Annotated in this window: 20 protein-coding genes; 8 read left to right on the top strand and 12 right to left on the bottom strand. The window is 73.8% G+C overall.

The genetic code is table 11. From position 1 onward, the window contains the following. Positions 1 to 74 precede the first annotated feature (74 nt). Both ACFY32_RS30415 and ACFY32_RS30410 read left to right on the top strand, forming a co-directional pair. Positions 75 to 3,665 (top strand): DUF4082 domain-containing protein, encoded by a 3,591-nt coding sequence (locus ACFY32_RS30415; protein ID WP_359201220.1) that lies wholly within the window; start codon positions 75 to 77, stop codon positions 3,663 to 3,665. A 13-nt stretch (positions 3,666 to 3,678) separates the two neighbouring features. Beyond that, on the top strand, positions 3,679 to 4,725 hold the full coding sequence (locus ACFY32_RS30410; RefSeq protein ID WP_359201218.1) for a glycosyltransferase: 1,047 nt from the start codon (positions 3,679 to 3,681) through the stop codon (positions 4,723 to 4,725). Between the two features lie 17 nt (positions 4,726 to 4,742). Here the strand turns inward: ACFY32_RS30410 and ACFY32_RS30405 are convergent, their stop codons facing one another. Further along, entirely contained in the window at positions 4,743 to 5,414 is a 672-nt protein-coding gene (locus ACFY32_RS30405) for a hypothetical protein (RefSeq protein ID WP_359201216.1), read from the bottom strand. A gap of 125 nt (positions 5,415 to 5,539) precedes the next feature. Here ACFY32_RS30405 and ACFY32_RS30400 point away from each other — a divergent pair, with 125 nt between their 5' ends. Both ACFY32_RS30400 and ACFY32_RS30395 read left to right on the top strand, forming a co-directional pair. Beyond that, positions 5,540 to 7,561, top strand: a complete 2,022-nt coding sequence (locus ACFY32_RS30400; protein WP_390675972.1) for an O-antigen ligase family protein — start codon at positions 5,540 to 5,542, stop codon at positions 7,559 to 7,561. Continuing rightward, a complete protein-coding gene (locus tag ACFY32_RS30395; RefSeq protein ID WP_359201212.1) occupies positions 7,558 to 8,457 on the top strand; it encodes a glycosyltransferase family 2 protein in 900 nt (299 codons plus the stop codon). Before ACFY32_RS30400 ends, ACFY32_RS30395 begins: the two co-directional genes overlap by 4 nt. An 8-nt stretch (positions 8,458 to 8,465) precedes the next feature. Here the strand turns inward: ACFY32_RS30395 and ACFY32_RS30390 are convergent, their stop codons facing one another. The 9 genes from ACFY32_RS30390 to ACFY32_RS30350 are packed head-to-tail and all read right to left on the bottom strand — an operon-like array spanning position 8,466 to position 17,898. After that, positions 8,466 to 9,140, bottom strand: a complete 675-nt coding sequence (locus ACFY32_RS30390) for a class I SAM-dependent methyltransferase (RefSeq protein ID WP_359201210.1) — start codon at positions 9,138 to 9,140, stop codon at positions 8,466 to 8,468. A gap of 43 nt (positions 9,141 to 9,183) precedes the next feature. Further along, positions 9,184 to 9,987 carry a glycosyltransferase family 2 protein gene (locus ACFY32_RS30385; protein WP_359201208.1) on the bottom strand — a complete coding sequence of 268 codons (804 nt, stop codon included), beginning with the start codon at positions 9,985 to 9,987 and terminating at the stop codon, positions 9,184 to 9,186. Beyond that, positions 9,984 to 11,105 (bottom strand): hypothetical protein, encoded by a 1,122-nt coding sequence (locus ACFY32_RS30380; protein ID WP_390675971.1) that lies wholly within the window; start codon positions 11,103 to 11,105, stop codon positions 9,984 to 9,986. Before ACFY32_RS30380 ends, ACFY32_RS30385 begins: the two co-directional genes overlap by 4 nt. 5 nt (positions 11,106 to 11,110) lie before the next feature. Beyond that, positions 11,111 to 12,664, bottom strand: coding sequence for an oligosaccharide flippase family protein (locus ACFY32_RS30375; RefSeq protein ID WP_390675970.1), 1,554 nt, complete (start codon positions 12,662 to 12,664; stop codon positions 11,111 to 11,113). Beyond that, a complete protein-coding gene (locus ACFY32_RS30370; protein WP_390675969.1) occupies positions 12,636 to 13,481 on the bottom strand; it encodes a chain length determinant protein in 846 nt (281 codons plus the stop codon). Before ACFY32_RS30370 ends, ACFY32_RS30375 begins: the two co-directional genes overlap by 29 nt. A 51-nt stretch (positions 13,482 to 13,532) precedes the next feature. Continuing rightward, positions 13,533 to 14,702, bottom strand: a complete 1,170-nt coding sequence (gene wecB, locus ACFY32_RS30365) for a non-hydrolyzing UDP-N-acetylglucosamine 2-epimerase (protein ID WP_359201200.1) — start codon at positions 14,700 to 14,702, stop codon at positions 13,533 to 13,535. A 3-nt stretch (positions 14,703 to 14,705) separates the two neighbouring features. After that, on the bottom strand, positions 14,706 to 15,965 hold the full coding sequence (locus ACFY32_RS30360; RefSeq protein ID WP_359201198.1) for a nucleotide sugar dehydrogenase: 1,260 nt from the start codon (positions 15,963 to 15,965) through the stop codon (positions 14,706 to 14,708). After that, positions 15,965 to 16,735 (bottom strand): WecB/TagA/CpsF family glycosyltransferase, encoded by a 771-nt coding sequence (locus tag ACFY32_RS30355; RefSeq protein ID WP_359201196.1) that lies wholly within the window; start codon positions 16,733 to 16,735, stop codon positions 15,965 to 15,967. Before ACFY32_RS30355 ends, ACFY32_RS30360 begins: the two co-directional genes overlap by 1 nt. Continuing rightward, complete coding sequence (locus ACFY32_RS30350; RefSeq protein ID WP_359201194.1) at positions 16,732 to 17,898, bottom strand: hypothetical protein; 1,167 nt, start codon at positions 17,896 to 17,898, stop codon at positions 16,732 to 16,734. Before ACFY32_RS30350 ends, ACFY32_RS30355 begins: the two co-directional genes overlap by 4 nt. 457 nt (positions 17,899 to 18,355) lie before the next feature. Between ACFY32_RS30350 and ACFY32_RS30345 the strand changes: the two genes are divergently transcribed. The 4 genes from ACFY32_RS30345 to ACFY32_RS30330 are packed head-to-tail and all read left to right on the top strand — an operon-like array spanning position 18,356 to position 21,550. Continuing rightward, positions 18,356 to 18,592, top strand: a complete 237-nt coding sequence (locus ACFY32_RS30345; protein ID WP_359201192.1) for a phosphopantetheine-binding protein — start codon at positions 18,356 to 18,358, stop codon at positions 18,590 to 18,592. Further along, entirely contained in the window at positions 18,589 to 19,611 is a 1,023-nt protein-coding gene (locus ACFY32_RS30340) for a beta-ketoacyl-ACP synthase 3 (RefSeq protein ID WP_390675968.1), read from the top strand. Before ACFY32_RS30345 ends, ACFY32_RS30340 begins: the two co-directional genes overlap by 4 nt. A gap of 20 nt (positions 19,612 to 19,631) precedes the next feature. After that, complete coding sequence (locus tag ACFY32_RS30335) at positions 19,632 to 20,891, top strand: wax ester/triacylglycerol synthase domain-containing protein (protein WP_390675967.1); 1,260 nt, start codon at positions 19,632 to 19,634, stop codon at positions 20,889 to 20,891. Next, complete coding sequence (locus ACFY32_RS30330; protein WP_390675966.1) at positions 20,861 to 21,550, top strand: lysophospholipid acyltransferase family protein; 690 nt, start codon at positions 20,861 to 20,863, stop codon at positions 21,548 to 21,550. Before ACFY32_RS30335 ends, ACFY32_RS30330 begins: the two co-directional genes overlap by 31 nt. An 80-nt stretch (positions 21,551 to 21,630) precedes the next feature. Here the strand turns inward: ACFY32_RS30330 and ACFY32_RS30325 are convergent, their stop codons facing one another. Both ACFY32_RS30325 and ACFY32_RS30320 read right to left on the bottom strand, forming a co-directional pair. After that, the gene (locus ACFY32_RS30325) at positions 21,631 to 23,148 is read right to left on the bottom strand and encodes a PQQ-dependent sugar dehydrogenase (RefSeq protein ID WP_390675965.1); all 1,518 of its coding nucleotides are present in this window, start codon (positions 23,146 to 23,148) and stop codon (positions 21,631 to 21,633) included. 382 nt (positions 23,149 to 23,530) lie between these two features. Continuing rightward, positions 23,531 to 24,517 (bottom strand): WYL domain-containing protein, encoded by a 987-nt coding sequence (locus ACFY32_RS30320; protein WP_359201181.1) that lies wholly within the window; start codon positions 24,515 to 24,517, stop codon positions 23,531 to 23,533. Positions 24,518 to 24,635: the final 118 nt, after the last annotated feature.

The raw sequence follows: 24,635 nt of genomic DNA, 5'->3' as shown, positions 1-24,635 counted from the left end.
GGTCCCGCTCGGTCCCACCGCTCCACCCGGCACGGCCCGCGCAGCAGCGCTGAGAGGTACGCATGAACAGATGGATGAGACGGATCAGGGGCACCCGCCTGGCCGTCGTGGCGGCGCTGATCTGGGCGGTGCTCCCGCCGGCCGGTTCGGCGCGGGCCGCGGCCGACCCCTGCGGCACGGGTTCGAACCCGATCGTCTGCGAGAACTCCAAACCGGGCAACCCGACCACCGACTGGTTCGCGCCCAACGCCTACGGCGACATCAAGGGGTTCGCCACCAAGGAGAGCGTGCGGGCCGGTGACACCGTCCAGTTCAAGGTGCAGTCGCCGGTGCCGTACCACGTGGAGGTCTACCGTCTGGGCTGGTACGGCGGCGACGGCGCGCGCAGGATGTCCACGGCTGCCCAGGCGGCCGTGACGTACTCGGCCAACTACCTCACCAAACCGGCCAGTTGCCTGCCCAAGAGCAGCACCGGTCTGGTCGACTGCGGGAACTGGCCGGTGACCGCCACCTGGACCGTGCCCGCCGACGCCGTCTCCGGCCTGTACATCGCCAACCTCGCGCAGGCCGACGGCGACGGGATGATGCCGTACCCGTTCGTCGTCCGCGACGACGGCTCCACCTCCGACATCGTCGTGCAGACCAGCGACCAGACCTGGCAGGCGTACAACGACTACGGCGGCCAGGACCTGTACGGCGGCGCCGGACCCGCGCCGGACGGCCGGGCCTACGAGGTGAGCTACAACCGGCCGCTGGACATCGGCGGCGACAACGGCATCTACGGCTCCGAGTTCATGATGCTGTCCTGGCTGGAACGCAACGGCTACGACGTCAGCTATCTGTCCGGCGTGGACGTGTCGGTCAACGGCGCCACCCTGCTGAAGAAGCACAAGGTGTACATCTCCTCCGGCCACGACGAGTACTGGACGCAGAGCCAGTACACCAACGTGCTCAACGCCCGGAAGACCGGTGTGCGGCAGGGCTTCTTCAGCGGCAACGAGGTCTTCTGGAAGACCCGGCTGGCCCCGAGCAACGACGGCACGAACACCGCCAACCGGACCCTGGTCTGCTACAAGATGACCAAGATGGCGCAGAACAACGGGATCGCCGACCCCAGCGGCACCTGGACCGGCACCTGGATGGACCCGGCCAGCACCCAGTACGGGCAGAGCTACCAGCCGCCGAACATCCTCACCGGCTCCATGTTCACGGTGAACGGCTACCGCGCCGACGCCATCACGGTGCCCGGCTCCTACGGCAGGAACCGGATCTGGCGCAACACCTCCATCGCGGGCCTCGGCGCGAGCCAGACCGCCACCTTCCCGACCGGCACCCTCGGCTACGAGTGGGACAGCGACATCGACAACGGCACCCGGCCCGCCGGGGCGATCGACGTGTCCTCCACCACCGTCGACATCGACGACGGCAAGCTCCGCCTGGACTGGGGCAACGTCTACGGCAACGGCACCGCCACCCACAGCCTGGTCCAGTTCCGCGACCAGGACTCCAAGGCCCTGGTGTTCGGCACCGGGACCGTGCAGTGGTCGTGGGGGCTGACCAACATCCCCACCTACGACCCCGAGGACACCGTGGTGACCGAGGACGCCCGGATGCAGCAGGCGACCGTCAACGTCCTGGCCGACATGGGCGTCCAGCCGCTGACCCGGCAGAGCAACCTCACCGCCGCCACCGCCACCACCGACACCACCGGACCGGCCGTCACCGTGACCGCGCCGAGCGCCGGGGCGACCGTACCGGCCCTGAAACCGGTCACCATCAAGGGCACCGCCACCGACACCGGCGGCGTGGTGGCCCGCGTGGAGGTCTCCACCGACGGCGGGACGACCTGGAAGGCCGCCACCGGACTGACCTCCTGGTCCTACAGTTGGACCCCGACCGCCCCCGGCACCGCCTCCCTCAGGGTCCGCGCGGTCGACGACAGCTCCAACATCGGCTCCGTCACCACGATCCCGCTGACCGTCGGCCCCCAGACCTGCCCCTGCACCGTCTGGCCGGCCTCGTCCGTGCCCGGCACCCTGAACTCCGGCGACGGCAGCTCGGTGGAGCTGGGCGTCAAGTTCCGCACCACGGTGGCCGGTTCCATCACCGGGGTGCGGTTCTACAAGTCGCCCGCCAACACCGGCACCCACACCGGCAGCCTGTGGAGCGCCTCCGGCACCAGGCTGGCCACCGGCACCTTCGGCAACGAGACGGCCTCCGGCTGGCAGACGCTGAACTTCGCCACCCCGGTCACCGTCAAGGCCAACACCACTTACGTGGCCTCCTACTTCGCACCGAAGGGCGGCTACTCCTACGACGCCGGGTACTTCGCCGGCAAGGACGCCGGCCTGGCGCCGCTGACCGCCCTGAAGTCCGGCACCGACGGCGGCAACGGCGTCTACAAGTACGGCTCGGCCAGCACCTTCCCGTCCACCCAGTCCGACGGCAGCAACTACTGGGTCGACGTCGTGCTGGACACCTCGACGGCGAGCACCACCCCGCCCACCGTCATCTCCACCTCCCCGACCTCCGGGGCCACCGACACCTCGATCACCGCCTCGGTGTCGGCCGTGCTCAGCGCGGCCGTCGACTCCGACGGACTGGCGTTCACCGTGAAGGACCCCGGCGGCAACACCGTGCCGGGCACCGTGAAGGTGACCGCGGCGGACCGGGTGACCTTCACCCCGTCCACCCAACTGTCCCTGCACACCGCCTACACCGCCTCCGTACGGGCCTCCGACGTCTGGGGCAACACCATGACCGAGCCGGTGACCTGGTCGTTCACCACCAGCTCCACCCCGCCCCCGGTCACCTGCCCCTGCACGCTGTGGGGCCCCTCCGCCGAGCCGGCCGTCACCGACATGACCGCCGACACCAACTCCGTGGAGCTGGGCACCCGGTTCACCTCCTCGGCCGCCGGCTGGATCACCGGCGTCACCTTCTACAAGGGCACCGGCAACACCGGGACCCACACCGGCAGCCTGTGGTCCGACGACGGCACGCTCCTGGCCGGCGGCACCTTCGTCAACGAGACGGCCTCCGGCTGGCAGACCCTGGTCTTCGCCACCCCGGTCAAGGTCACCGCGGGCACCGCCTACGTCGCCTCCTACCACGCGCCCAACGGCAGATACGCGGTCGACGGCGGCTACTTCGCCTCCGCCCACCAGTCCTATCCGCTGACCGCCACCGCCGACACCGCCGCCCATCCCAACGGGCGCTACAAGTACGGCGCCGCCCCCGCCTTCCCCACCGGTTCCTACGGTTCCGCGAACTACTGGGTGGGCCCCGTCTTCACCGCCGACGATCCGGGCGCCTCGCTGGCGGCGGAGGGCTCCGCGGAGCCGACCGGGTCCACGGTGACGTACACCGCAGACGCGGCGCATCCGCTGACGGTGACCGTGCCGGACGACGCCGAGGTGTCCTCGGTACGGGCCGACCTGGACATCCTGCCCGGCGCCCACCGGGACGCCGCCGAGGAACTCCGCGTCGAGGCCGTCACCTCCTACGACCGGGCCACCCGCAGGGCGACCGTCCACCTGTCCGCGCCGCTCCCGGACGGCACCCGGTTCCGGGTGGCGGTCGAGGCCCGGGACGGACACCGCGAGACGGTGGAGTCCCGGAGCTGGGACCTGACCGCCGAGTCCGTCCGCCGCCCGAAGAACTGATTGGCCTCCCACGATGAGCAGCGTCAGTGTCGTCATCCCCTGCTACAAGTACGGCCACTTCCTCGCCGACTGCCTGAGCAGCGTCCTCGACGAGCAGGACGGCGTCGATGTCCGGGTGCTCGTCATCGACGACGCCTCGCCCGACGACTCGGCGGAGGTCGCGCGGAAGCTGGCCGCCGCCGACCCGCGGATCGAGGTCCGCGTCCACCGCACCAACAAGGGGCACATCGCCACCTACAACGAGGGCCTGCTGGAGTGGGCCGACGGCGACTACGTGGCCCTGCTCTCCGCCGACGACCGGCTGGTGCCCGGCGCCCTGGTCCGGGCCGCCGCCCTCCTCGACGCCCACCCGGAGGCGGGGTTCGCCTACGGGCGGCCGCTGCGCTTCCGGCACGGCGGACCGCTGCCGAAGGCCCGCACCCGCGGCACCGGTTCGGTCGTCTACCCCGGGCAGTGGTGGCTGGAGCGCCGGTTCCGCGAGGGCACCGGCTGCATCACCTCACCGGAGGTCGTCGTCCGCACCCGCCTCCAGCGCGAGGTCGGCGGCTACGACCCCGCCCTCCCGCACGCCGGTGACATCGAGATGTGGATGCGGCTGGCCGCCCACGCCGACGTCGGATACGTACGCGGCGCCGACCAGGCCTACTACCGGGTGCACGGCGACAACATGTCGACCACCGACTTCGGCGGGCAGCTCGACGACCTGCGCCAGCGGCTGGTCGCCTTCGACTCCGTGCTCGCCAAGTGCGGCGACAGGCTGCCGCACGCCGACCGCCTCGCCGAGCAGGTCCACACCCGGCTGGCCCGCTTCGCCCTGCGCCGCGCCTACCGCGCCTACGACCGGGGCCGCACCGCCGTCGTCCCGGTCGAGGAGTGCGTGGCGTTCGCCGAGCGCTGCCTGCCCGGCTACCGGGAACTGCCCGAGTACCGCGCGCTGCGCCTGCGCCGGCGGATCGGCCCGCGGGCCATGCCCTACCTCCAGCCGCTGATCTGGTCGGCGGTGGCCGAACGCGGCCGGGAGCGGCTGTGGTGGGAGTCCTGGAAGCGGCGCGGCATCTGATGCGGCGGCGGTCCGGCTCAGCCCGCCACCGGAACCCGGCCGGCCCGGCGGACCGGCTCCGGCCGCCCGCCGCGCCCCGCGCCGCGGCGCCGCGCCCACCGGTCGCACCACAGCGCCCCCAGCACCGAGGCGGTCCCGCCCAGCAGCGCCGTACCGGCCAGGGCCCGGGTCCGGTCGCCCACCACCGGCACGGCGCTCGGCGCGACCAGCACCGAGGCGATGATCCGCGTACGGGGGGCGATGCCCTGGGCCTGCTGGATGCCGGTCACATGCCGGGTGTAGACGTCGATGACCCGCTGGACCATCGCGTCCGCCTCGGCGGCAGCGGCGCCTCGCGCCTGCACCTGGAGCGAGGGGATCAGGTACTGCGGTGTGGCACTGGTGCCGCTGTTGCGCGGGATCAGCTCGTAGGGCCCCCGCACCCCCGCGGCGGCCAGTTCCGCGCGTCCGGCGGGGGATCGGAGCTGCTGGACGACCCCGTAGGAGAAGGTGGCCAGCGGCGGCTGGAGATTGGTCAGTTGATTGGGCTGGTTCCCCGTCACGGGCGGCTTGAGCACGACCACCGCCGAACTCAGGTACCGCGGCGCCGGATGCAGGACCGGATAGGCTCCGGCGGCGGTCAGCAGCAGACCGAGCAGCAGTACGTACCAGCGGCGGAGCAGCGCTTCGGCGACGTCACGAGGCGACACGGGCAGTCCTTCCGTCGGCACCGATCCTCGCAGGCGCCGGGGCCGGCCGCCACCGAATCACGCGGCTCGTGCCGGGGGCGGGCCCACCGGCCCGGTCCCGCCGCACGGGTCCGGGGGGAGTCCTCGTGAGCCTTGCCGACCTGCTGGCCATCATGCGCCGCCGCTGGTACTTCGTCGTCCCGCTGACCCTGTTCAGCCTGCTCGCGGGCCTGTACCTGTACCGGACCGTCCCGGTGACCTACGAGTCGCAGAGTTCCGTCACGCTCCTGGACTCCACCGCGACCGCCGAACTCGCGCCCACCTTCGGCAACCCGCTGTCCAACGCGGGCGGTCCGCTGGTCGTCACCGCCGACGTGCTGATCCGGGCCCTGCAGTCGGCCGACGCGGCGAAGGAACTGCGCTCCCGGGGCGTCACGGACCCGTACACGGTCGCCTTCGCGGCCGATGCCGACGGCCCGCTGCTCACCCTCGGCGTGTCCGGCACCGACCGGGCGAAGGTGTACCGGGAGACCACCGCCCTCACCGCGTTCGCCGGGGAGCAGTTGACCGCCCTCCAGAACGCCTCGAAGGTGCCCTCGGTGTACGCGGTGCAGTCCGCGCCGGTGGTCCAGCCGCAGACCCCCGTCTCCCGGTCCAAGAGCCGCTACCAGGGGATCGCGGCGGTCGTCATCGTCGGGCTGGTGGCCGCGTTCCTGCTGTCCATCCTGGCCGAGGGCGTCGCCGTGGTCCGCCGCCGGGGCCGCGCCCTGGCCGGATACGTGCCCCGCCGCCACCGCGCCCGGCCACCGGAGCGGCCCAAGGGCCTGCTGGTGCGCAGGCTCGACGCCACGACGGTCCTGACCGGCTATCTGGTCCTGGCCGTCTTCGTGCCGTCCAACCTGACCCTGCCCGCGCTGGGCGGCGTCGGCACCCCGGCCAACGTCTTCGCCCTGCTGGGCCTGCTGTGGTACCTCGCCACCTGGCTCGGCGGACGCATCCTGCCCGCCGAGGGCACCAGACTGCCGCGGGTGGCCATGTGCGCCCTCGCCGCCGCCGTGCTGATGTCGTACCTGGCCGCCGCCACCCGCGGCAGCGCGCACAAGGAGATCCTCGGCGCCGACCGCGGGCTCATCGGACTCCTGGTGTGGGTGGCGCTGGTGGTGCTGGTCTCGGCCGGCATCCAGGAACGCGACCGGCTGGAGACCCTGATGCGGCGGCTCGTCGTCCTCGGCACGGTCGTCGCCCTGATCGGCTACTACGACTTCTTCGCCGCGACCAACGTCGCCGACTCCTTCAGCATCCCCGGCCTGCAGTCCAGCAGCGCCGGGATCAGCGCCATGGACCGCGGCTCCTTCACCCGGCCGCGCTCCACCACGGCCCACCCGCTGGAGTTCGGCGGCATGCTGGCCCTGCTGGTCCCCTTCGCCGTCCACCAGGCGTTCGACCCGGTGCGCCGGCACGCCGGCGCGCTGCGCCGCTGGGGACCCGTCGCCGTCATGGCGGGCGCCCTGCCGCTGACGGTGTCCCGGACCTCCATCGTCGGCGCGTTCATCGCGATCCTGGTGCTGGTGCCCCGCTGGAAGCCGCAGCGCCGCTGGGCCGCGATCGGCCTGATCCTCGGCTCGGTGGCCTGTTTCAAGGTGATCGTGCCGGGGCTGATCGGCACCATCACCAACCTGTTCGCCAGCTTCCTGTCCGACTCCGACAGCAGCACCCAGGCCCGCACCGTGAAGTACGGCGCCATCGTCCCCTACCTGGAGGAACACCCCTGGTTCGGGCGCGGGTTCGGCACCTTCACCCCCGACCTGTACTTCTTCACGGACAACGAGTACATGCTGATCCTGGCCGAGATGGGCATCGCCGGACTGCTCGCCTTCCTCGCCCTGATCGTCACCCAGATCCACACCGGCGGCGCCGTCCGCAGGCTCGCCCGCACCGAGTCGGACCGCGAACTCGGCCAGGCGTTCCTCGCCTCCGCCCTGGTCGCCCTGGTCATCAGCGCCACCTTCGACGCGCTCAGCTTCCCCATGTACGCGGGCATGTTCTTCCTGATCCTCGGCGCGGGCGGCAGCTACCTCGGCTTCATCCGCCGCGAAGCGGCCGCCGCCGTCCCCGCGCCCCGTAAGGCACCCGAAGCCCCGCTTCCCGAACTCGCGGAGTCCCGATGAGCCCCGTCGCCGTCCTCGTCGTCACCTGGAACAGCGCCCCGGTGCTCCCCGGGTTCCTCGCCGCCCTGCCCGAAGGCATGGCCGGCCTCGACTGGCGCCTGGTCGTCGCCGACAACGACTCCTGCGACGACACCGTCGGCCTCCTGCGGACCCTGGCCCCCGACGCGGTCGTCGTGGAGACCGGCCGCAACGCCGGGTACGCGGCCGGGATCAACGCCGCGCTGGACGCCGCCGGCGACCACGGGGCCGTACTGATCTGCAACCCCGACGTCCGGATGCGGCAGGGCTGCGCCGAACGCCTCGTCGACGGCCTCGGCGACGGCGTCGGCATCACCGTCCCCCTGCTGTACGAGGAGGACGGCCGGGCGCCCCAGCACTCGCTGCGCCGGGAGCCGAGCGTGCTGCGGGCGCTCGGCGAGGCGGTCATCGGCAACACCCGGGCCGGCCGCTTCCCGGCGCTCAGCGAGATCGTCACCGACCCCGCCGCGTACCGGGAGCCCACCCGCGCGGACTGGGCGACCGGCGCGCTCATGGCCGTGTCCGCCGACTGCCTGGCCGTCTGCGGCCGGTGGGACGAGTCGTTCTTCCTGTACTCGGAGGAGACCGAGTACTGCCTGCGGGCGCGGGACAGGGGCTTCGCCACCAGGCTGGAGCCGACCGCCGAGGCCGTCCACCTGGGCGGCGACTCCCAGGTCTCCCCCCGCCTGTGGACCCTGCTCACCCTCAACCGCGTCCGGCTGTACCGGCGCCGGCACGGCCCCCTCGCCACGGCCGCGTTCCGGGCCGCGGTGCTGCTGCGGGAGACCTCGCGCGCCGCGCTGGGCCGCCCGGCCGCCCGGACGGCCGCCGCCGCGCTGGCCAGGCCCGGCGCCCTGCGCGCGACGCCGGGACCCTGACCGGGGGTTCAGGCCGCCTTGTTCCGTACGGCGATCAGCGACTTCGGCGCGCCGAGCACCCGCTCGCTGAGGATCACCGACCGGGGGAAGAGGTAGCGCAGCTCGGCGCGGGTCAGCAGCTCGATGTTGACCACGGCGTCCATCGCCGACTCCGGGCTGTCCGGGCGGCTGTGCACGAGCGGCCAGCGCCTGACCAGACGCGCCCGCGCGGCCAGCGGCAGGAACTGGAACCCGGGCGCCACGAAGTGCGGTTCGACGGGGAAGTAGCGGTACGGCGTCTGCACCCAGTGCAGCGGCGCCAGTCGCTCGACGGCGCAGACGAACCGGCGGCGCTGGCTGTGGCCGCCCACGTGCTCGATGGTCGAGTTGGAGAAGACCAGGTCGTAGCCGCCCTCGGCGCTCAGGCCGGCGGCCACCGCCGGGTCGGTGACGTCGGCGTTCTCCGCGGTGATCCAGTCGGGCAGGTCGGCGGGGTGCGACTCCAGGTTGATCAGGTGCACGTGCTTGGGGCGCACCGGTGCGCGCTGCCACATCTCGGCGGTGCCGCCCAGGTCCACCACGCTCATGTTCTCGATGCCGGGGAAGCAGCGCCGGAACCGCTCCCAGCGGGCGAGCCGGAGCCGTTCGCCCAGTGAGCCGGGCGCGTCGACGAATCTGTTCCGCAGGGCGCGGGAGTGGGGCATGGGATCAACCACCTGTGGTCGGGGACGGAAAACGGATCGGTTCTCAACTGGTGGGCCGCCACCGCGTGTAGAAGCTGGACGGGTTCACCAGGTAGCGGACGGTGGGGTGCGGCAGGTGCAGCACCCGGTGCCGGCGGGCGTAGCGGCGGATCAGCTCCCAGTCCTCCCGGGGCAGCACCTCAGGGGTCCGGCGCAGGCGGCTGAAGCGCAGGGCGCGGGTACGGCGGGCGACGAAGGCGTTGGTGTCCAGGAACGCCTCGCGGGCGGACCGGCGCCGGTCGTAGGGGACGGACAGCACGTCCCGTTCGGTGCCGTCGGGCAGGACCCGGCGCAGCGCCGTGTAGACGCCGTCGGGACCGCCGGGGGACCGCAGCACCGCCAGGGCCCGTTCGAGGTGGTCGGGTTCCCACAGGTTGTCGTCGTCCAGGAAGGCCACGTACCGCGACCGGGTGAGGCGGATGCCCACGTTGCGCACCACCCCGGCGACCTTGGTGTTCCGCGCCAGGGAGACGGCGAACAGCCGCGGGTCGCCGGGGAGCGGGGGCAGTCCGGCGCCGTCGTCGACCACGATGACGACCTGGTCGCGGACGGTCTGGTCGAGCGCCGAGCGCACCGCGGCCCGCAGCGCCTCGGGGCGCCGGTGGGTGGCGATCACCGTGGCGACCAGCGCCGGGGGCGGCACCGGCCGGGCGGCGGCCAGCCGCCGGGTCTCGGCGTCCTCGAACCGGCGCAGCGCCACCGCGGTGGGCGCCAGCACCACCTTGTTCCTGGCCTCGAAGAGGACCAGCCAGCCGAACAGCGCCTTCAGCAGGGTCCAGGGGGCGCGCGCCGCCCGGCGGGCGCTCACCCGGACGGCTCCGGCCGGACCGGACGGCCGTCGGACATCCGGTTGTCCCGCCATACGTTCCCGGCGCCGTCCCCGTTCCAGTGGGCGACCGCGCCGTAGCCGCCGGAGGCGGGGTGGAACTGGGTGGAGAAGACGTTGCCGGTGACCCGGATGCCGGTGGCGTCCTCCCCGCCGGCGTAGAGGGCGTAGGCGCCCCCGGCGATCCAGTTGCGGTCGATGGTGACGTTGCGGACCGGGCCGCTGTCGGAGAACAGGCCGATGCCGCCCGACGCCCCCTGGTCGACGGGGGTGGGGTTGAGCAGGGTGTTGTGCCGGACGACCAGGTGCCCGGTGTTGCCGCCGCCGCTGATCACCGCGTTGGTGTGCTGCCACTCGCCGCCCTGGTTGACGAACGGGGCGAGGTCGTGGACGTAGTTGTCGTGCAGGTCGCCCTGCCCCATGGACAGGGCGTCGCCGAACACCGACACGTCGCACCAGCCGACCTCGACGGAGCTGGTCCCCATGTTGGACACCGCGTAGTCGACGCCGCCGTTGTCCGGTCCCTCGCCGGGGACCGCGGTGATGGTGGAGTGCAGGACCCGCAGACCGTGGTGGCCGGGGCGCAGGTTGACGCCCCACCAGTTGTCGGAGGTGATCCTGCTGTCGATGACGGTGACGTCGTCCGCGTAGACGTCGAGCGACCCGGCGAGGTCCCAGCCCCGGATGACCGCCCCGTCGGTACGGATCGTCAGGTGGCCGGACTTGCGGGTCTTCGGGGCGGTGCGGTGGCCGGTGGTGGCGGCGTCGGGGAAGCCGCAGGCGCGGGGCGAGGCGCAGGCGGCGGACCCGGCCGAGGGCGGGCGGGACGAGCCGGAGGGGCGGCGGGGGCGGGCCGGCGACGCGGTCGAGCCGGTCGCGCCGGTCGTACCGGTCGCGCTGTCCGGCGTGGTGCCGGCCGGGGTGGACGGTTCCGGGCTCGGCGGCGGCGGGGAGGTGTCCGGGGGGCAGGGCGACGCGGCGGCGGCCGGGCAGCCGGGCGCCGCGGAGTCCTGGGGCTGCGAGCAGGCCGCTGCCAGCACCGCCAGCGAGGCGGTGAGCAGTAACGCGGCCAGCGGGCCGCGGCCGGAACGCCGTGTCATCGGGTTCACCTCATGTCCTGGGGGGCGGGCGGGACCGGCGCGGACATCCGGTGCCGGCCGCGGTGCCGCCCCGCCCCGCGGTCCGCGCCGCGCAGGAAGTCCCGGCTGGGCAGTACGCACACCGCGTACCCGGCCAGGGCGACGGCACAGACGGCGAGGAGCCCCAGCGGCCCGTCGCCGAACGGGTGCCGCAGGCCGTAGACGACCGCGGCCATCACGGCACCGCCGAGGAAGGGCCACGCGCAGGCCCTGGCGATCAGGCCGAGGCCGATGCCGCCGCGGCCGAGGGCGATCAGGAAGACGGGCACCACCAGCGCGCCGGCCACCAGGACATGGCCCTGGGAGACCCCGACGATGCCGTTCAGCCGGGCGGCGACGAGGAGCACCGGGACCAGGGCCACCAGCCACAGGCCCTGCACCAGGAAGAGGGAGCGGCGCTGCCCCATCGCGACCAGGCAGTCGTAGGCGAGTTCGCTGCCGATGCGGATCAGCCCGAGGACCATCAGCCAGGGCAGCGCCCCGGCGGCGGGCGTCCACCGGCCGCCGTAGACCAGCCGGATCACCGGCTCCGCGAGGCCCGCCAGCAACACGCACAGCGGGACCGTGCCGGTGATCAGCACGCCCAGGGCGCGGCTGAACCCCTGGGCGAGTGCCGCCGGGGAGCCGGCCAGCCGGGAGAACCCGGCGAAGGAGACCCGGCGGGCGGCCTCGGAGATGATCCGCACCGGCCAGCCGGAGATGTTGAAGGCGAGCACGTAGAAGCCCAGCGCGACATTGCCCAGCGCGGCGCCCAGCACCATGGTGTCGACGTTGACCACGGCCAGGGCCAGCATGCTCGCCCCGGCCAGCGGCAGCCCGAACCTGAGCAGCGCGCGGGCCTGTTCGGGGTCCCAGCCGAATCTGAGGGTGCCGGGCGCGGCCAGCTTGCAGCCGACCAGCGACACCAGGTTCCCCGCCACCGCCCCGCAGGCGAAGCTCATCGCGCCCCAGTCCGCGAAGGCGAGCAGCAGCGTCACCGCCGTGCTCACCACGAAGTTCAGGGTGTCGATGACCATGCGCCTGCCCTGGGCGAACTCCCGGGTCAGGAAGCCCGCCGGTACCTGCGCGATCCCGTCGATCACCACGCACAGGCACATCACCCGCAGCACCCCGGCGGCGTCCGGCGAGCCCAGCAGGGAGCCCACCGCCGGTGCCGCCGCGAACAGCGCCACGTACAGCAGGCCGCTGGAGAGGGTGCTCAGGGTCAGCACGGTCGGCGCGAACCGCCGGGGGTCGCCCTCCCAGCGCACGATGGCCAGGCCCACGCCCAGCTCGTTGGCGGACAGCAGGACCAGCAGCACGGTCTGCGCGAGGCCGTACACCCCCCACTCGGCGGGGCCCAGGGCGAAGCGCGCCAGGACGATGCCGGTGGCGAAGTTGCCCAGGCGCAGCACGACGGTGTTGATCAGGCTCCACCGGGCCGCCGAACGGACCTTGCGGCCGAAGGCGTTCGAAGCGGGGCCCGCGGGGGCCTCGCTCGCCTCGCCCGGCTCACTGTCCGGAGCGCGGGCGATGTCCATGAGTCGACTCCTCGTCGCGTGGCTCTGCGGCGGACGGCACCGTCGCCACGGGCCGTGCCGCCCCGGGCCGTGCGGCGGCCGTACCGTCGTGCCCGGTGGTCCGCGACCAGCTCGGCGGACGCCGGATGGCGAGCGTCTCGTCCGTGGCCGGCCCGGCGTCCGGCGCGGCTGTCTCCCGCTCCGCCGGGGCGGGGCCGGGCGCCGCCGGCCCGGGTGCCTTCGGCCGCTTGCGGGCCTCCACGTAGAAGACGCCGACCAGGGTGAGGACCAGCCCCATGATCCCGGCCATGATCATGTACTGGAGGCGGGTCTTGGTCTGCGCCACCGGTTTCTGCGGCGGCACGATCGTCGTCATCCGGATCATGGCCTTCGGGTCGACCGACTGCCGGCGCTGGAAGTCGTCCAGGCGCTCCTCGGCGTACGCGGTCAGGATCTTGTCCGAGGCCAGTACCGAGTCCGCGTCGGTGCCGGTGACGGTGAGCCACATCAGCGGCCCCTGGGCGTTGTCGGCGAGCTTGGCCTCGATGGTGCCCTCGGCGCCCCGGGACTTCAGCTCCCTGAGCGCGTCGTCGGAGGTGAGGCTGCGCGCCAGGCTGTCGGCCATGCCGGTGAGCGAGGTCTGGGTGCTCAGGAAGGGGTTGCCGTCGTACGCCCGGGTGGCCTTCTCGGAGTTCAGCAGGACCACCGTGCTCTGCGACTGGTAGCCGACCGGGACCAGCACGATCACGGCGGCCACCAGGCCCGCGGTCAGCAGCAGTCCGGGCAGCAGCACCTGCCAGCGCCTGCGCAGCACCCGGAAGATCTCAGCGAGATCCATGGTGGTTCCCCCTAGCGACCACACGTTCGACGGTCATTTGTTGCCAGCGGATCATATGGGGAACGTTCGGTCCATGGGTCCGGACCGGGCGACGGGCTCCGGTCCGGGGCCGGACGCCGGGCGGTCGGTGGGCCGCGGCCGGGTGCGCGCGGTGCCGCCGCGCAGCAGCACCTCGGCGATCCGTTCGCTGGCCCGGCCGTCCCACAGCGCGGGCCGGCGCGGCGCGGGCGGGGCGTCCAGCACCCCGTTCACGGTGTTCAGGACGCGGGCCGGGTCCCGTCCGGCCAGCACATTGGTGCCCTCCTCGACGGTGATCGGCCGCTCGGTGTTGTCCCGCAGCGTCACGCACGGCACGCCCAGCGCGGTGGTCTCCTCCTGCACACCCCCCGAGTCGGTCAGCACGACACGGGCCGCGTCCTGGAGCGCGATGAAGTCCAGGTACCCGGCGGGCGGTACCAGCCGGATGCCGCCGGGCACGCCCAGCTCGGCCAGCCTGCCGGCCGCGCGGGGGTGCACCGGCCACACCAGCGGGCAGCGGCCCGCGATCTCACCCAGCGCCTTCAGCAGTCGGGCGAGTACTTCGGGGTCGTCCACGTTGGCGGGCCGGTGCAGGGTGACCAGGCCGTAGCCGCCCCGGGTCAGCCCGGAGCGGTCCAGGACGTCCGAGGCGCGGGCGCGCTCCAGGTTGGCCAGCAGGGTGTCGATCATGACGTTGCCGACCAGGTGGATCTGGTCCGCCCGGTAGCCCTCGGCGCGCAGATTGCCGGCCGCGTCGGGGGAGGGGGCCAGCAGGTAGTCGCTGACCCGGTCGGTGGCGACGCGGTTGACCTCCTCCGGCATGGACCAGTCGCGGCTGCGCAGTCCGGCCTCGACGTGGGCCAGCAGCGGGCCCGCCTTCGCGGTGACCAGGGCGCAGGCCAGCGTGGAGTTGATGTCGCCGACCACGACGACGAGGTCCGGGGCCACCTCGTCGAGCAGCGGCTCGAACGCGGTCATCACCCGGCCGGTCTGCTCGGCGTGGCTGCCGGAGCCGACGCCGAGGAAGCGGTCCGGCGGCCGGATGCCGAGGTCGGCGAAGAACACGTCGTTCATGGCCGGGTCGTAGTGCTGGCCGGTGTGGACCAGCAGTACCTCGGCGCCCCGGCGCTCCAGCGCGTCCATCACCGGTTTGATCTTCATGTAGTTGGGGCGCGCCCCGGCGACACAGATGATGCGCGGCATTGCTCAGAGCACCTCGATCGTGGGTCCGGACGGCAGTCTGCGACGGCAGTCGAGGACGACGGGAGCGTGTTCGGCGATGAGCCCGTAGTCGAAGCAGTCGTGGTCGGTGAGCAGTACCACCACGTCGGCGGCGGCCAGCTCCTCGGCCGCCACGTCGACCCGCACCAGCCGGGTGTCCACCGGCAGGCTCTCCACCACGTGCGGGTCCGCCGCCCTGACCTGCGCCCCCATGTCCAGCAGGAGTTGGGAGACGCGCAGCGCGGGCGACTCGCGGGCGTCGCCGGTGTTCTTCTTGTAGGCGAGGCCGAGCAGCAGGACCCGGGAGCCGTTGACGGACCGGCGCCTGGTGTTGAACAGGTCGGCGATCCGGCGGGTCACGTACTCGGGCATGTGGTTGTTGATGTCGTTGGCCAGCTCCACGAAGCGGAAGCTCTGGCCGAGTTCGCGCTGCACCCGCCAGGACAGGTACGACGGGTCGATCGGCAGGCAGTGGCCGCCGACCCCGGGGCCGGGGGTGAACTTCATGAAGCCGAACGGCTTGCTGGAGGCGGCGTCGATGGCCTGCCAGACGTCGATGTCCAGGTGCCGGGCGAACATCGCGATCTCGTTGACCAGCGCGATGTTCACGTGCCGGAAGGTGTTCTCCAGCAGCTTGGCCAGCTCCGCCTCCTTCGGCGAACTCACCGGCACGGTGGTGTCGACCAGTTGCGCGTAGAAGCCCTGGACCGCCAGGAGCGACGCCTCGTCGACACCGGAGACCACCTTGGGGGTCTCCTTGAAGCCCCACACCGCGTTGCCGGGGTCGATGCGCTCCGGGCTGTAGCCGAGCTGGAAGTCGCTGCCCGCGGTGAGTCCCGAACCCTCCTCCAGGATCGGCGCGAACAGTTCCTGAGTGGTGCCCGGGTACGTGGTCGACTCCAGGACGACCGTGGCGCCGGGGCGCAGATAGCGGGCGAGGGTGACCGCCGACTCCTTGATGTACCGCAGGTCGGGGGTGCCCTCGTGCAGCGGGGTCGGCACGGTCACCACGGCGACGTCGAACCCGCCGCAGTCACGCGCCGCGTCGCTGGGGCGGTAGGTGCCGTTGTCCAGGGCCGCGCGGACGCGTTCGGAGGAGACGTCCTCCACGAAGGACTCACCGGCCGCGAGGCTCTTGATCCGCCGGGTGTCGACGTCGTAGCCGATCACCTCGTGCCCGGTCTCGGCGGCCCGGATGGCCAGCGGCAGACCGACGTATCCCTGTCCGACCACGACGACACGCATCAGTGACTCCTGTTCGCCGGGGCGGCCGACGGGGTGGGGCGCAGCCGCTCGCGTGCCGTCATGAGGACGAAGGCCGCGTTGGTGGTGAGGTAGCGCCGGCCCAGGCGGCGCGGTTCCTGCAACGCCCGGTAGAGCCACTCCAGTCCCCGGCGCTGCCAGGACTCGGGGGCTCGCCGGGTGACGCCGGCGAGGATGTCGAAGGAGCCGCCGACGCCGTGCACGACATGGGCGCCGGTGCGGGCGCCGTGGGCGGCGGTGAAGATCTCCTTCTTCGGCGAGGTCATGCCGAGGAAGAGCAACTGGGCGCCGCTGCGGGCGATCGCGTCCGCGACGGCCTCCTGCTCACAGTCGTCGAAGTAGCCGTGACGGCTGCCCGCCACCTTCAGGCCGGGGAACCGGTCGGCGACCCGGCGCAGCATCTCCTGGAGGACCTCCGGCCGGGCGCCGAGGAAGTACACCGGCAGGCCCGCCGACTCCGCCTCCGCCAGCAGCCGCAGGAACAGGTCGATCCCGGCGACCCGCTCCGGCAGCGGGGCGCCCAGCACCCGCCCGGCCCAGACCACCGCCTGCCCGTCGGCGAGGACCAGGTCGCAGTTGGTCACCGCCGCGGCGAGCCGCGGGTCGCGCCGCATGGTGACCAGCTTGGCCGCGTTGACCACGCCGATCTCCAGCCTGCGGCCCTCCCGCACGGCGGCCAGGCAGCGTTCGACGGTCTGGTCCATGGTCAGCGGGTCCAGCTCGAAGCCGAACAGCGTGCGACGCCCGCTCATATCCGGCCCCCCAGCCAGGCGTGCAGCATCCAGCCGAACTCGTACGGCCGGCATTCGCGGTCCACGGACAGCGGCCGGTACACCCGGTCCAGGGCCCGCAGCCGCAGCCCCGGCACCGCCCGGGTGGACAGCCCGCGCACCGCGCGCACCGCCTTCTTCGGGTCGCCCCGGTGGACCTTGCGCCAGGTGACGCCCAACTCATCCAGGATCAGCGGCTCCCGGGCGGCCGGGCGGCCGGCCAGTTCCGGTACGTCCGTCATCCAGCGCAGGCCCTTGCGGACGGCCGCGCCGAAGTCGCCGCCGCCGGCCTCGGTGAGGTCGAACAGGGCGGTCGGCGCCATCGCGTGCTGGTGGACGCTGTAGACGGGGTAGCCCTCCACCACACCGCCGGTGCGCGCGTCGTAGTGCCACCACCACTGGCCGCCCGTGCCCTGGAGCCGGCAGATGCGGGCCGCGCACGCCTCCGCCGCGGCCAGCGCCTCGGGGTCGCCGTCGCCGCTCGCGTGGGCGCGGGCCAGCGCCTGCAACGGGTACGTCTGGTCGGCGAAGCAGCTCACATGCGCCCGGTATCCGGGCAGCAGGCCGGGCCCGGTGGCGTGCGGGAACAGCGGGCTGCCGCCGATCCGGGCCCGCAGCAGCCGGTCCCGCGCCGCGGTGAAGTGCCGTTCCACGTCGGCCGATTCGCGGGCCGCCGCGAGCGCGGACAGCACCCAGGCGGCCTCCACCGTGTACTGCGGCCGGTCCCGGTGGTCCAGCGCCTCGACCCGGGCCAGGGCGTCGGACAGCTTGGGGTGCCCGGTGTCGGCGGCGGCCCAGGCGATCAGCGCCGCGTCGCCGAGGTCGGTCACCGAGGGCAGGGACTCCACCAGCAGACCGGTGAACTCCTGCGCGCTGCGCCCCGCGAGCACCGTCCGCTGGCGTTCCTCGGGCAGATACCGGACGCCGAGCGCGGTGATGGCCGCGTACCGCCTGCTGGTCCCGCGCTGCTCCACCCGCCAGGAACCGTCGGGGGCCCTCGTGCCGGCCATGGTGAAGGCGAACGCCTCCTTGCCGGGCAGCAGCATCGACGGCAGGCCCGACTCGGCGACGGAGAGCAGGCGTTGGGCGAGCGGGAGCAGCGACGGTTCGTCGCGTTCGAGCGCCGCCAGACGTGAAGTGGTCATCTTTCGGACACACCAACCCCCCTGTGGGACCTGTGGTGAACAGACTGGTGTCCGTCGGGTCACGACCGGCCGGACGGTGGAAAAGCAGACGTCAGACGCCGGATCGGCAGACGTTCCCGGTTGCGCGCACAGGTGTCCCCATCACCCCGTAACCCCCCCTGGGCACCGCTGGCTTGTGTGCTCATTGTGCTTGGTCTGCACACTTCGCGCACATGCTATGCCGGTACCGGTTCGCGGTATCGCCCTTTGCGGGAAAGAGCCGAAAACCGATGGGAAGTCCCGGGACGGGACGCAGTTGCCGCGGCGCCGAGGCCCGCCGTCACCCGAACGGGTTCACCTGCCCCGCGTGGTCAGCCGTGGGAGTGATGATCGTCCGATGGCCCGTGCGGCGTATGGAATCTTGGCCCCCGGCGGGGCGCCGGACGGCGTCCGCCGAGCGACCGGACCGAGGAGAACCATGTACGAGTGGCTGCGGGAAACACTGGTGGAACGCCTGAGGCTGCCGGCCGACGCCGTCCGGCCCGACGCCTCGGCCGACGAGGCGGGACTGGACTCCCTCGCGGTCACGGAACTGGTCATGATCGCGCAGGAGGAACTGGGCCTCGGCGTCGACGAGGACGAACTGGCGGGCCTCGGCACCGTCGGCGAGGTCGCCGCGTACCTGGAGTCGCGCCGGCAGCCCGCCGCCCGATGACGGCACGCACGAGCGGCGGCGTCCCCGCGGCGGTGCTGTGCGGGCTCGGCTCCTGGCTGCCCCCGGCGGTCGTGCCCAACGGCGAACTGGCCGAGCGGCTCGGGGTCACCGACGCCTGGATTCACCAGCGTTCCGGCGTGCGCAGCCGGCGCCGCGCGGACGACGGGACGGCCACCGTCGCCATGGCCGCGGAGGCGGGCGCGCGGGCCCTGAAGTCGCAGGGGCACGGGCAGGTGGACGCCGTGCTGCTGGCCACCGCCACCCCCGACCGGGTGACCCCGCCCTGCGCCCCCGAGGTGGCGGCGCGGCTGGGACTGACCGGGGCGGCGGCGGTCGACCTGTCGGCGGCCTGCTCGGGCTTCGTGTACGGCCTGTCGATCGCGGCCGGCTGCATCGCGGCCCGCACCTTCGAACGCGTCCTGGTGATCGGCGCCGAGACGATGTCCGCGGTGGTGGACCCCGAGGACGCCGTGACCGCGCCGATCTTCGGGGACGGTGCCGCCGCCGCGGTCGTCCGGGCCGGGGACCCCGGCGAACCCGGCGCACTCGGCCCGTTCGTGCTGGGCAGCGACGGGGGCGGCGCCGAACTCATCCACATTCCGCGCGGCGGCTCCCGTACCCGCTACCGGTACACGGCCGAGGAACCCCACGCCCATGTGCGCATGGACGGCCGCGAGGTGTTCCGGCGGGCCCTGGAACACCTGGACGGGGCGCTGACCCGGGCCGTGGAGAAGGCCGGGTGGACACCGGCGGAGGTGGATCGTTTCGCCGTCCACCAGGCCAACGCCCGGATCTCCCGTTCGCTGGCCGTCCGGATGAACGTGCCCGAGGAGCGGTGGCTGTCCAACATCGCGCACGTCGGCAACACCAGCGCGGCCTCGGTGCCGATACTGCTGGACCACGCGGTCCGCGACGGCGCCCTGGCCGCGGGGGAGCGGGTGGCGGTCGCGGCCTTCGGGGCCGGCCTCACCTGGGGCGCGACCACCCTGGTCTGGCCCGAGCTGAGCGTCGACGCGTGACGGAAGGGACGGCGGTTCCCGTGACGGACGCCGAGACGCCGTATCCGGCGGTCGACCAGGTCATCGGCGAGATGGAGGGCGGCGCCCACTACCTGCACATCGGCGCGGCCCTGGAGATGGACGGCGCGGCCCCGGCCCGGCAGGAGGTGCGCGAGCACCTGCGCGCACGGCTGCCCCTGCTGCCGCCCCTGTCCGGCTGCGAGGACCATCTAGACGACCATGTACGGGAGTTGACGGTGCCGACCGGGACGGCGTCCAACTGGTCGGCGGCGTACGACGCCCTGGTCAACCAACCCGCCCCGTGCGCCCGACGCCCCTGGGGCGTATGGCTGGTGACCGGCGCCGGAACCGACGGCTACCTGCTGTGCTACCGGGGGCATCACGCCCTGCACGACGGCACCGGCGTGCTGCGGCTGGTCCGCCTGCTGTTCTCCCGGCCCGAACCCGTCGCCGCGGCGATGCCCGCCCGCGCCCCGGCCCGTCCGCCCGCCGCGGCGCGCGCCGGCGGGTACGCGCGCAACCTGGGCGCCTCGGCCCGGCTGCTGCTGCCCGCGCCCCGGCGGCCCCTGCTCCCCGCGGCGCCGGCCGGGCGGCGCGTGGTCTCCCGGGCCGTCGTGCCCGTGGCGGCGCTGCGCGCGGCGGCGCGTGCGCTGGACTGCTCGGTGCTCGACGTGTACCTGGGCGCCCTGTCCGCGGCGGCCGAGGCGGCCGATCCGACGGGGTGGACCGCCGAGCGGTGGCGGGCGCGCGGGATCGGGGTGCCCGTCTCGCTGGAGCGGGCCGGTCCGACGCCGTACCGGGGCAACCGGTTCGCCGTCGCGCTGCTGGACATCCCCTGGCGGGAGAAGGACCTCGCCGAGCGGGTCCGGATCATCTCCCGCCGGACCGCGCCGCTGCGCGACCCGGGCGTCCGCTGGGCCCTGGGCCACGCCCTCGGACGGCTGAGCGTGGCGGGCACCCGCGGCTTCTCGGCACGCCTCTTCGCGCGCTGCGGGGCGCAGACCACCCTCCTCAGCTCCGCCGCCGACCTCGGGTTCGCCGGCCGCCGGGCCCGCCGCTTCACCGGCTTGAACTGCCTGCCCGCCGACTTCCCCTACCAGCCGGTGCTGACCCTCTGGCGGGACGAGGCCGTCTGCGCCTTCACCGCGGACGCCGCGCTGCCGGCGGCCGGGGACCTCGCCGAGACCTGGCACCGGGCCCTCCTCCGGCTGGCCCCGGACGCCCGCGCCCTGGACCGAGAGGACGGCACGTGCACACCTACCGCGGCACCCGCGCGCTGATGAAGCTGGCCGGGGCCGCCTGGTGCCCGACGACCGTGGAGGGCGCCGAACACGTCCCGGCCGGCGGACCCGTGCTGCTGGTCGGCAACCATCTGGCCGCCTGCGACACCTTCTTCCTGATGGCGGCGGTGCACCGGCGGCTGGTCTTCCTGAGCAAACGGGAGTACTTCACCGGCACCGGCCCCCGGGGGCGGGCCCTCGCGGGCTTCTGCCGCCGGCTCGGCTTCCTGCCGGTCGACCGGGGCGCCGGCCCGGCCGCGGCACGCGAGGCGCTCGACCGCGGCCGGCGCGTGCTCGACGGCGGCGGGGCCCTCGCCCTCTACCCCGAGGGCACCCGGTCACCCGACGGACGGCTCTACCGGGGCCGCCCCGGCGCGGCGGCCCTCGCCCTCACCTGCGGCGTACCCCTGGTGCCGTTCGGGATCAGCGGCACCGACCGGGTGCAGCCCGTCGGCGCGTCCGGGCTGCGCCGGCACCCCGTCCGCATCCGGTTCGGCCGCCCGCTCGGCGCGCTGCCGGACGAGCGGCGCCCCGACGGGTTCCCCACCACGGCCGCGCTGCGCGAGACGACGTCGCGGACGATGCACGCCATCGCCGACCTCTCCGGCCAGCCGTACGTCGACCGGCCCGCCCCCGCCCCACGCGCCGGGCGCGGATGACGACACCGGCGGCCCCCCCGCCCGCCGGGCGCCGCCCGGCCCCCCTCCCGGCGGGAGTTCACCGCCGGGAGGGGGGCCGGTCAGCGGCCGATGGCACAGGCGTCACCGTTCAGCGTGAACCGAGGTGGCGCCGAGGCGTCGCCGGTATGGCTGGCGAGGTAGCCGAGGGTCACGCCGGCACCCGGCGCGATGGTCGCGTTGTGGGCGGCGTTGGTCGCCGTGATGGTGTTGCTGAGCTGGGTGAGGTCCGTGTTCCAGTCGGAGATCACGGTCTGCCCGAGGGCCAGCGGGAACTTCAGCGACCAGCCGTTCACCGGGGTGCTCCCGGTGTTGGTGACGGTGAGGTCGACCGTGGTGCCGGTACCCCACGACCGCACGGTGCGGTCGACGCGGCAGGTGGGCTCCTCCCGCGTGAACGACACCCGGTGCAGCCCGCCGGGCAGGTCGTTCACCACGTAGAACTCCCCCTCGGCCGTGGTGCCGATCGTCGTCACCTGGGTGGGCATCTCCCCGATCTCGGCCTGCTCGTAGCCGCCCCGGCCGTCGGGCCGCAGCGCCCAGACGGTGGACGAGCAGTAGTCGGTGGCGATGTACGTGCCGCCCACCAGGTCGGCGTACCGCGAGCCCCGGTAGACATGGCCGCCGATCACCGAACAGCCGCCCGTGTAGGGGGAGTAGGTGAAGACCGGCCGGGTGTACTGCTCACCGGGCGGGCAGTTCCCGCCCTCGAACCGCTCCTGGCCCTCGTAGCAGGACCAGCCGAGGTTCGCCCCGCCTTGGCCGGGCGCGAGGTGGTCGATCTCCTCCCAGCGGCCCTGGCCGACGTCGCCGATCCACAGCGAGCCGTCGGCGGCGTCGAAGGAGAACCGCCACGGGTTGCGCAGCCCGTACAGCCAGATCTCCGGGCGGGCGCCGGGGGTGTCGGCGAAGGGGTTGTCCTCGGGGACGCAGTACGCGAGCGGGGCGCAGGCCCGGTCGACGTCGATACGGAGGATCTTGCCGAGCAGGGTGTCCAGCCGCTGCCCGGCGCGCAGCGGGTCGGCGGAGCCGCCGCCGTCGCCGATGCTCCAGTACAGGTTGCCGTCGGGGCCGAAGGCGAGCTGGCCGCCGTTGTGATTGCTGTACTCGGCGTGCGGCTGGGCGAGCAGGGGCTCCAGCCGCTTCTCGTCGAGGCGGTAGCGGCCGAGGGTGACCGCGGCGTCGGGTTTGGCCGTGTACGCCAGGTAGAGGCTGTGGCTCTCGGCGAAGTCGGCGGGCAGGGCGATGCCGAGCAGGCCGCGCTCGTTGCCCGATTCGTCGATGGCCGAGGTGATGTCGATCAGCGGGGTCGCGGCGAGGCCGGTGTCCGGGTGGTAGACGCGGACGGTGCCGGCCTTCTCGGTGATGAACAGGCGGCCGGTGCCGTCGTCGGGGGCGGCGATCGCGGTGGGGCGCCGCAGCCCGGAGGCGACCTGGGTGGTGGTCGCCTTCAGCGACGGCAGGGGGACCGCGGACGCGGCGTCGGCCTTGTCCGGCGAGGCGGCGGCGGGGGGTGAGGTCAGCACGGTCAGCAGCAGGAGGAGGAGCAGCAGGGGACCGGTCCAGCGGCGTCGTAACATGTCGGCTCCAGGAGCGAGGACGCTTGCACGGCGGTGGCGTTCCTTGGCAACACGGCGACAACGCAGCGCGATCGGCCGCGGCTCCGACCGGCCCGTCACGGGCGGCCCTGGGGGAGGAAGGCGGTGCGGAGCCGGACGGTCCTGCCCTGCGATGCGCTGCCCGCGACGGTATCCGCTTTCCCTGCCGCCACACCAGGCCCGTACGGCGACTTCCGGCCGCCCCGGCGGGGTGGGTCTCCGGCAACCGCCGCCGGGCATCGAGATCGTCGCCGAGCTGCCGGAGACGACCGGCGGCGCCCCGCGCGGACTCGCGGCCACCGTGGGCCTGCCGCGCCCGGACACCGGCCCGGAGGCCGGGAGCACCCGGCCGATGACCCGGGCGTCACGGCCGGGGCCGGGCGGCGTCCGCGTACCGGGCGGCGTCCGCGTACCGGGCGGCGAGTTTCGCGAAGGCGGCGCGCAGCTCGGGCGGGCCGACGACCTCGATGCCGGTGTCGAAGCGGCCGAGGGCGGCGGCCAGCCCCGTCCATGACCAGGAGCCGAGGGTGAGCCGGCAGCGGCCGGGGCCCAGTTCCTCGACGATCCCGTCCGGGGCGAACGGGGCGACCTCGGCGGCCGGCAGACCGAGGTCGACCACCCCCTGGCAGGCCCAGTCCGTCGTGGTGCCGTCGCCGCCGCGCAGCCGGCCGGTGACGAAGTCGCCGACACCGCCGCCGGGCAGCGGGCGCGGCGTGAAGCGGGGGCCGGTGGGCGTACGGGGCCGGGTCCGGTCGGCGCGGAAGATCCGCCAGTCCTCGCGGTCGAGGTCCCAGGCGAGGAGGTACCAGCGGCCGTGCCGGGTGACCAGGTGGTGCGGCTGCACCCGGCGGAGCCGCTCGGCGCGGGCGCCGCGGTGGTCGAAGCGCAGCTCCTCACGGGCGCGGACGGCCCGGCTCAGCTCCATCAGCACCTCGGTGTCGACCCGCCCGGCGTCCCGGTCCCCGGGCGGGTCGACGGCGGTGACGCTCAGCAGGTCCAAACGGTGGCGCAGTCGGGGCGGGAGGACCTGGCGCAGGGTGGTCAGCGCGCGGGCGGCGTCCTCGGCGACCTGGGTGCCGGCGGCCGCCGTCCGCAGGGCGACGGCCAGGGCGACGGCCTGACCGTCGTCGAACAGCAGCGGAGGAAGCCGCGTACCCGCGTCGAGACGGTAACCCCCGGCGGGGCCCTTGACGGACGTGACCGGGTAGCCGAGGTCGCGGAGCCGGTCGATGTCGCGGCGGACCGTGCGCGAGGTGACGCCCAGCCTCTCGGCGAGGGAGTCGCCGGACCAGTCGCGGCGCGTCTGGAGCAGCGAGAGCAGGGTGAGCAGCCGCGCGGACGTCTTCTGCATGCCGCCCATTGTGCGCACCGGTACCGGACACGACCTGTCCGGTACCCCTGTGAAGGTGGTCCCCGAGCCGCCGGTGACACCGCACCGCCGCGGCGCCCATCCGCCGAACCGAGGACAG

The sequence above is a fragment of the Streptomyces sp. NPDC000134 genome, assembly GCF_042899225.1.
Classification (GTDB): Bacteria; Actinomycetota; Actinomycetes; order Streptomycetales; family Streptomycetaceae; genus Streptomyces.
The sequence above is the reverse complement of the archived record's forward strand: the minus strand, read 5'-3'. Positions and strand labels throughout refer to the sequence as shown.

Excerpts from the sequence above, each read along its gene's own strand:
- ACFY32_RS30415 (WP_359201220.1), top strand. The coding sequence starts at position 75 with ATGAGACGGATCAGGGGCACCCGCCTGGCCGTCGTGGCGGCGCTGATC.
- ACFY32_RS30410 (WP_359201218.1), top strand. The coding sequence starts at position 3,679 with ATGAGCAGCGTCAGTGTCGTCATCCCCTGCTACAAGTACGGCCACTTC.
- ACFY32_RS30395 (WP_359201212.1), top strand. The coding sequence starts at position 7,558 with ATGAGCCCCGTCGCCGTCCTCGTCGTCACCTGGAACAGCGCCCCGGTG.
- ACFY32_RS30390 (WP_359201210.1), bottom strand. The coding sequence starts at position 9,140 with ATGCCCCACTCCCGCGCCCTGCGGAACAGATTCGTCGACGCGCCCGGC.
- ACFY32_RS30380 (WP_390675971.1), bottom strand. The coding sequence starts at position 11,105 with ATGACACGGCGTTCCGGCCGCGGCCCGCTGGCCGCGTTACTGCTCACC.
- ACFY32_RS30375 (WP_390675970.1), bottom strand. The coding sequence starts at position 12,664 with ATGGACATCGCCCGCGCTCCGGACAGTGAGCCGGGCGAGGCGAGCGAG.
- ACFY32_RS30370 (WP_390675969.1), bottom strand. The coding sequence starts at position 13,481 with ATGGATCTCGCTGAGATCTTCCGGGTGCTGCGCAGGCGCTGGCAGGTG.
- wecB (WP_359201200.1), bottom strand. The coding sequence starts at position 14,702 with ATGCCGCGCATCATCTGTGTCGCCGGGGCGCGCCCCAACTACATGAAG.
- ACFY32_RS30360 (WP_359201198.1), bottom strand. The coding sequence starts at position 15,965 with ATGCGTGTCGTCGTGGTCGGACAGGGATACGTCGGTCTGCCGCTGGCC.
- ACFY32_RS30355 (WP_359201196.1), bottom strand. The coding sequence starts at position 16,735 with ATGAGCGGGCGTCGCACGCTGTTCGGCTTCGAGCTGGACCCGCTGACC.
- ACFY32_RS30350 (WP_359201194.1), bottom strand. The coding sequence starts at position 17,898 with ATGACCACTTCACGTCTGGCGGCGCTCGAACGCGACGAACCGTCGCTG.
- ACFY32_RS30345 (WP_359201192.1), top strand. The coding sequence starts at position 18,356 with ATGTACGAGTGGCTGCGGGAAACACTGGTGGAACGCCTGAGGCTGCCG.
- ACFY32_RS30340 (WP_390675968.1), top strand. The coding sequence starts at position 18,589 with ATGACGGCACGCACGAGCGGCGGCGTCCCCGCGGCGGTGCTGTGCGGG.
- ACFY32_RS30325 (WP_390675965.1), bottom strand. The coding sequence starts at position 23,148 with ATGTTACGACGCCGCTGGACCGGTCCCCTGCTGCTCCTCCTCCTGCTG.
- ACFY32_RS30320 (WP_359201181.1), bottom strand. The coding sequence starts at position 24,517 with ATGCAGAAGACGTCCGCGCGGCTGCTCACCCTGCTCTCGCTGCTCCAG.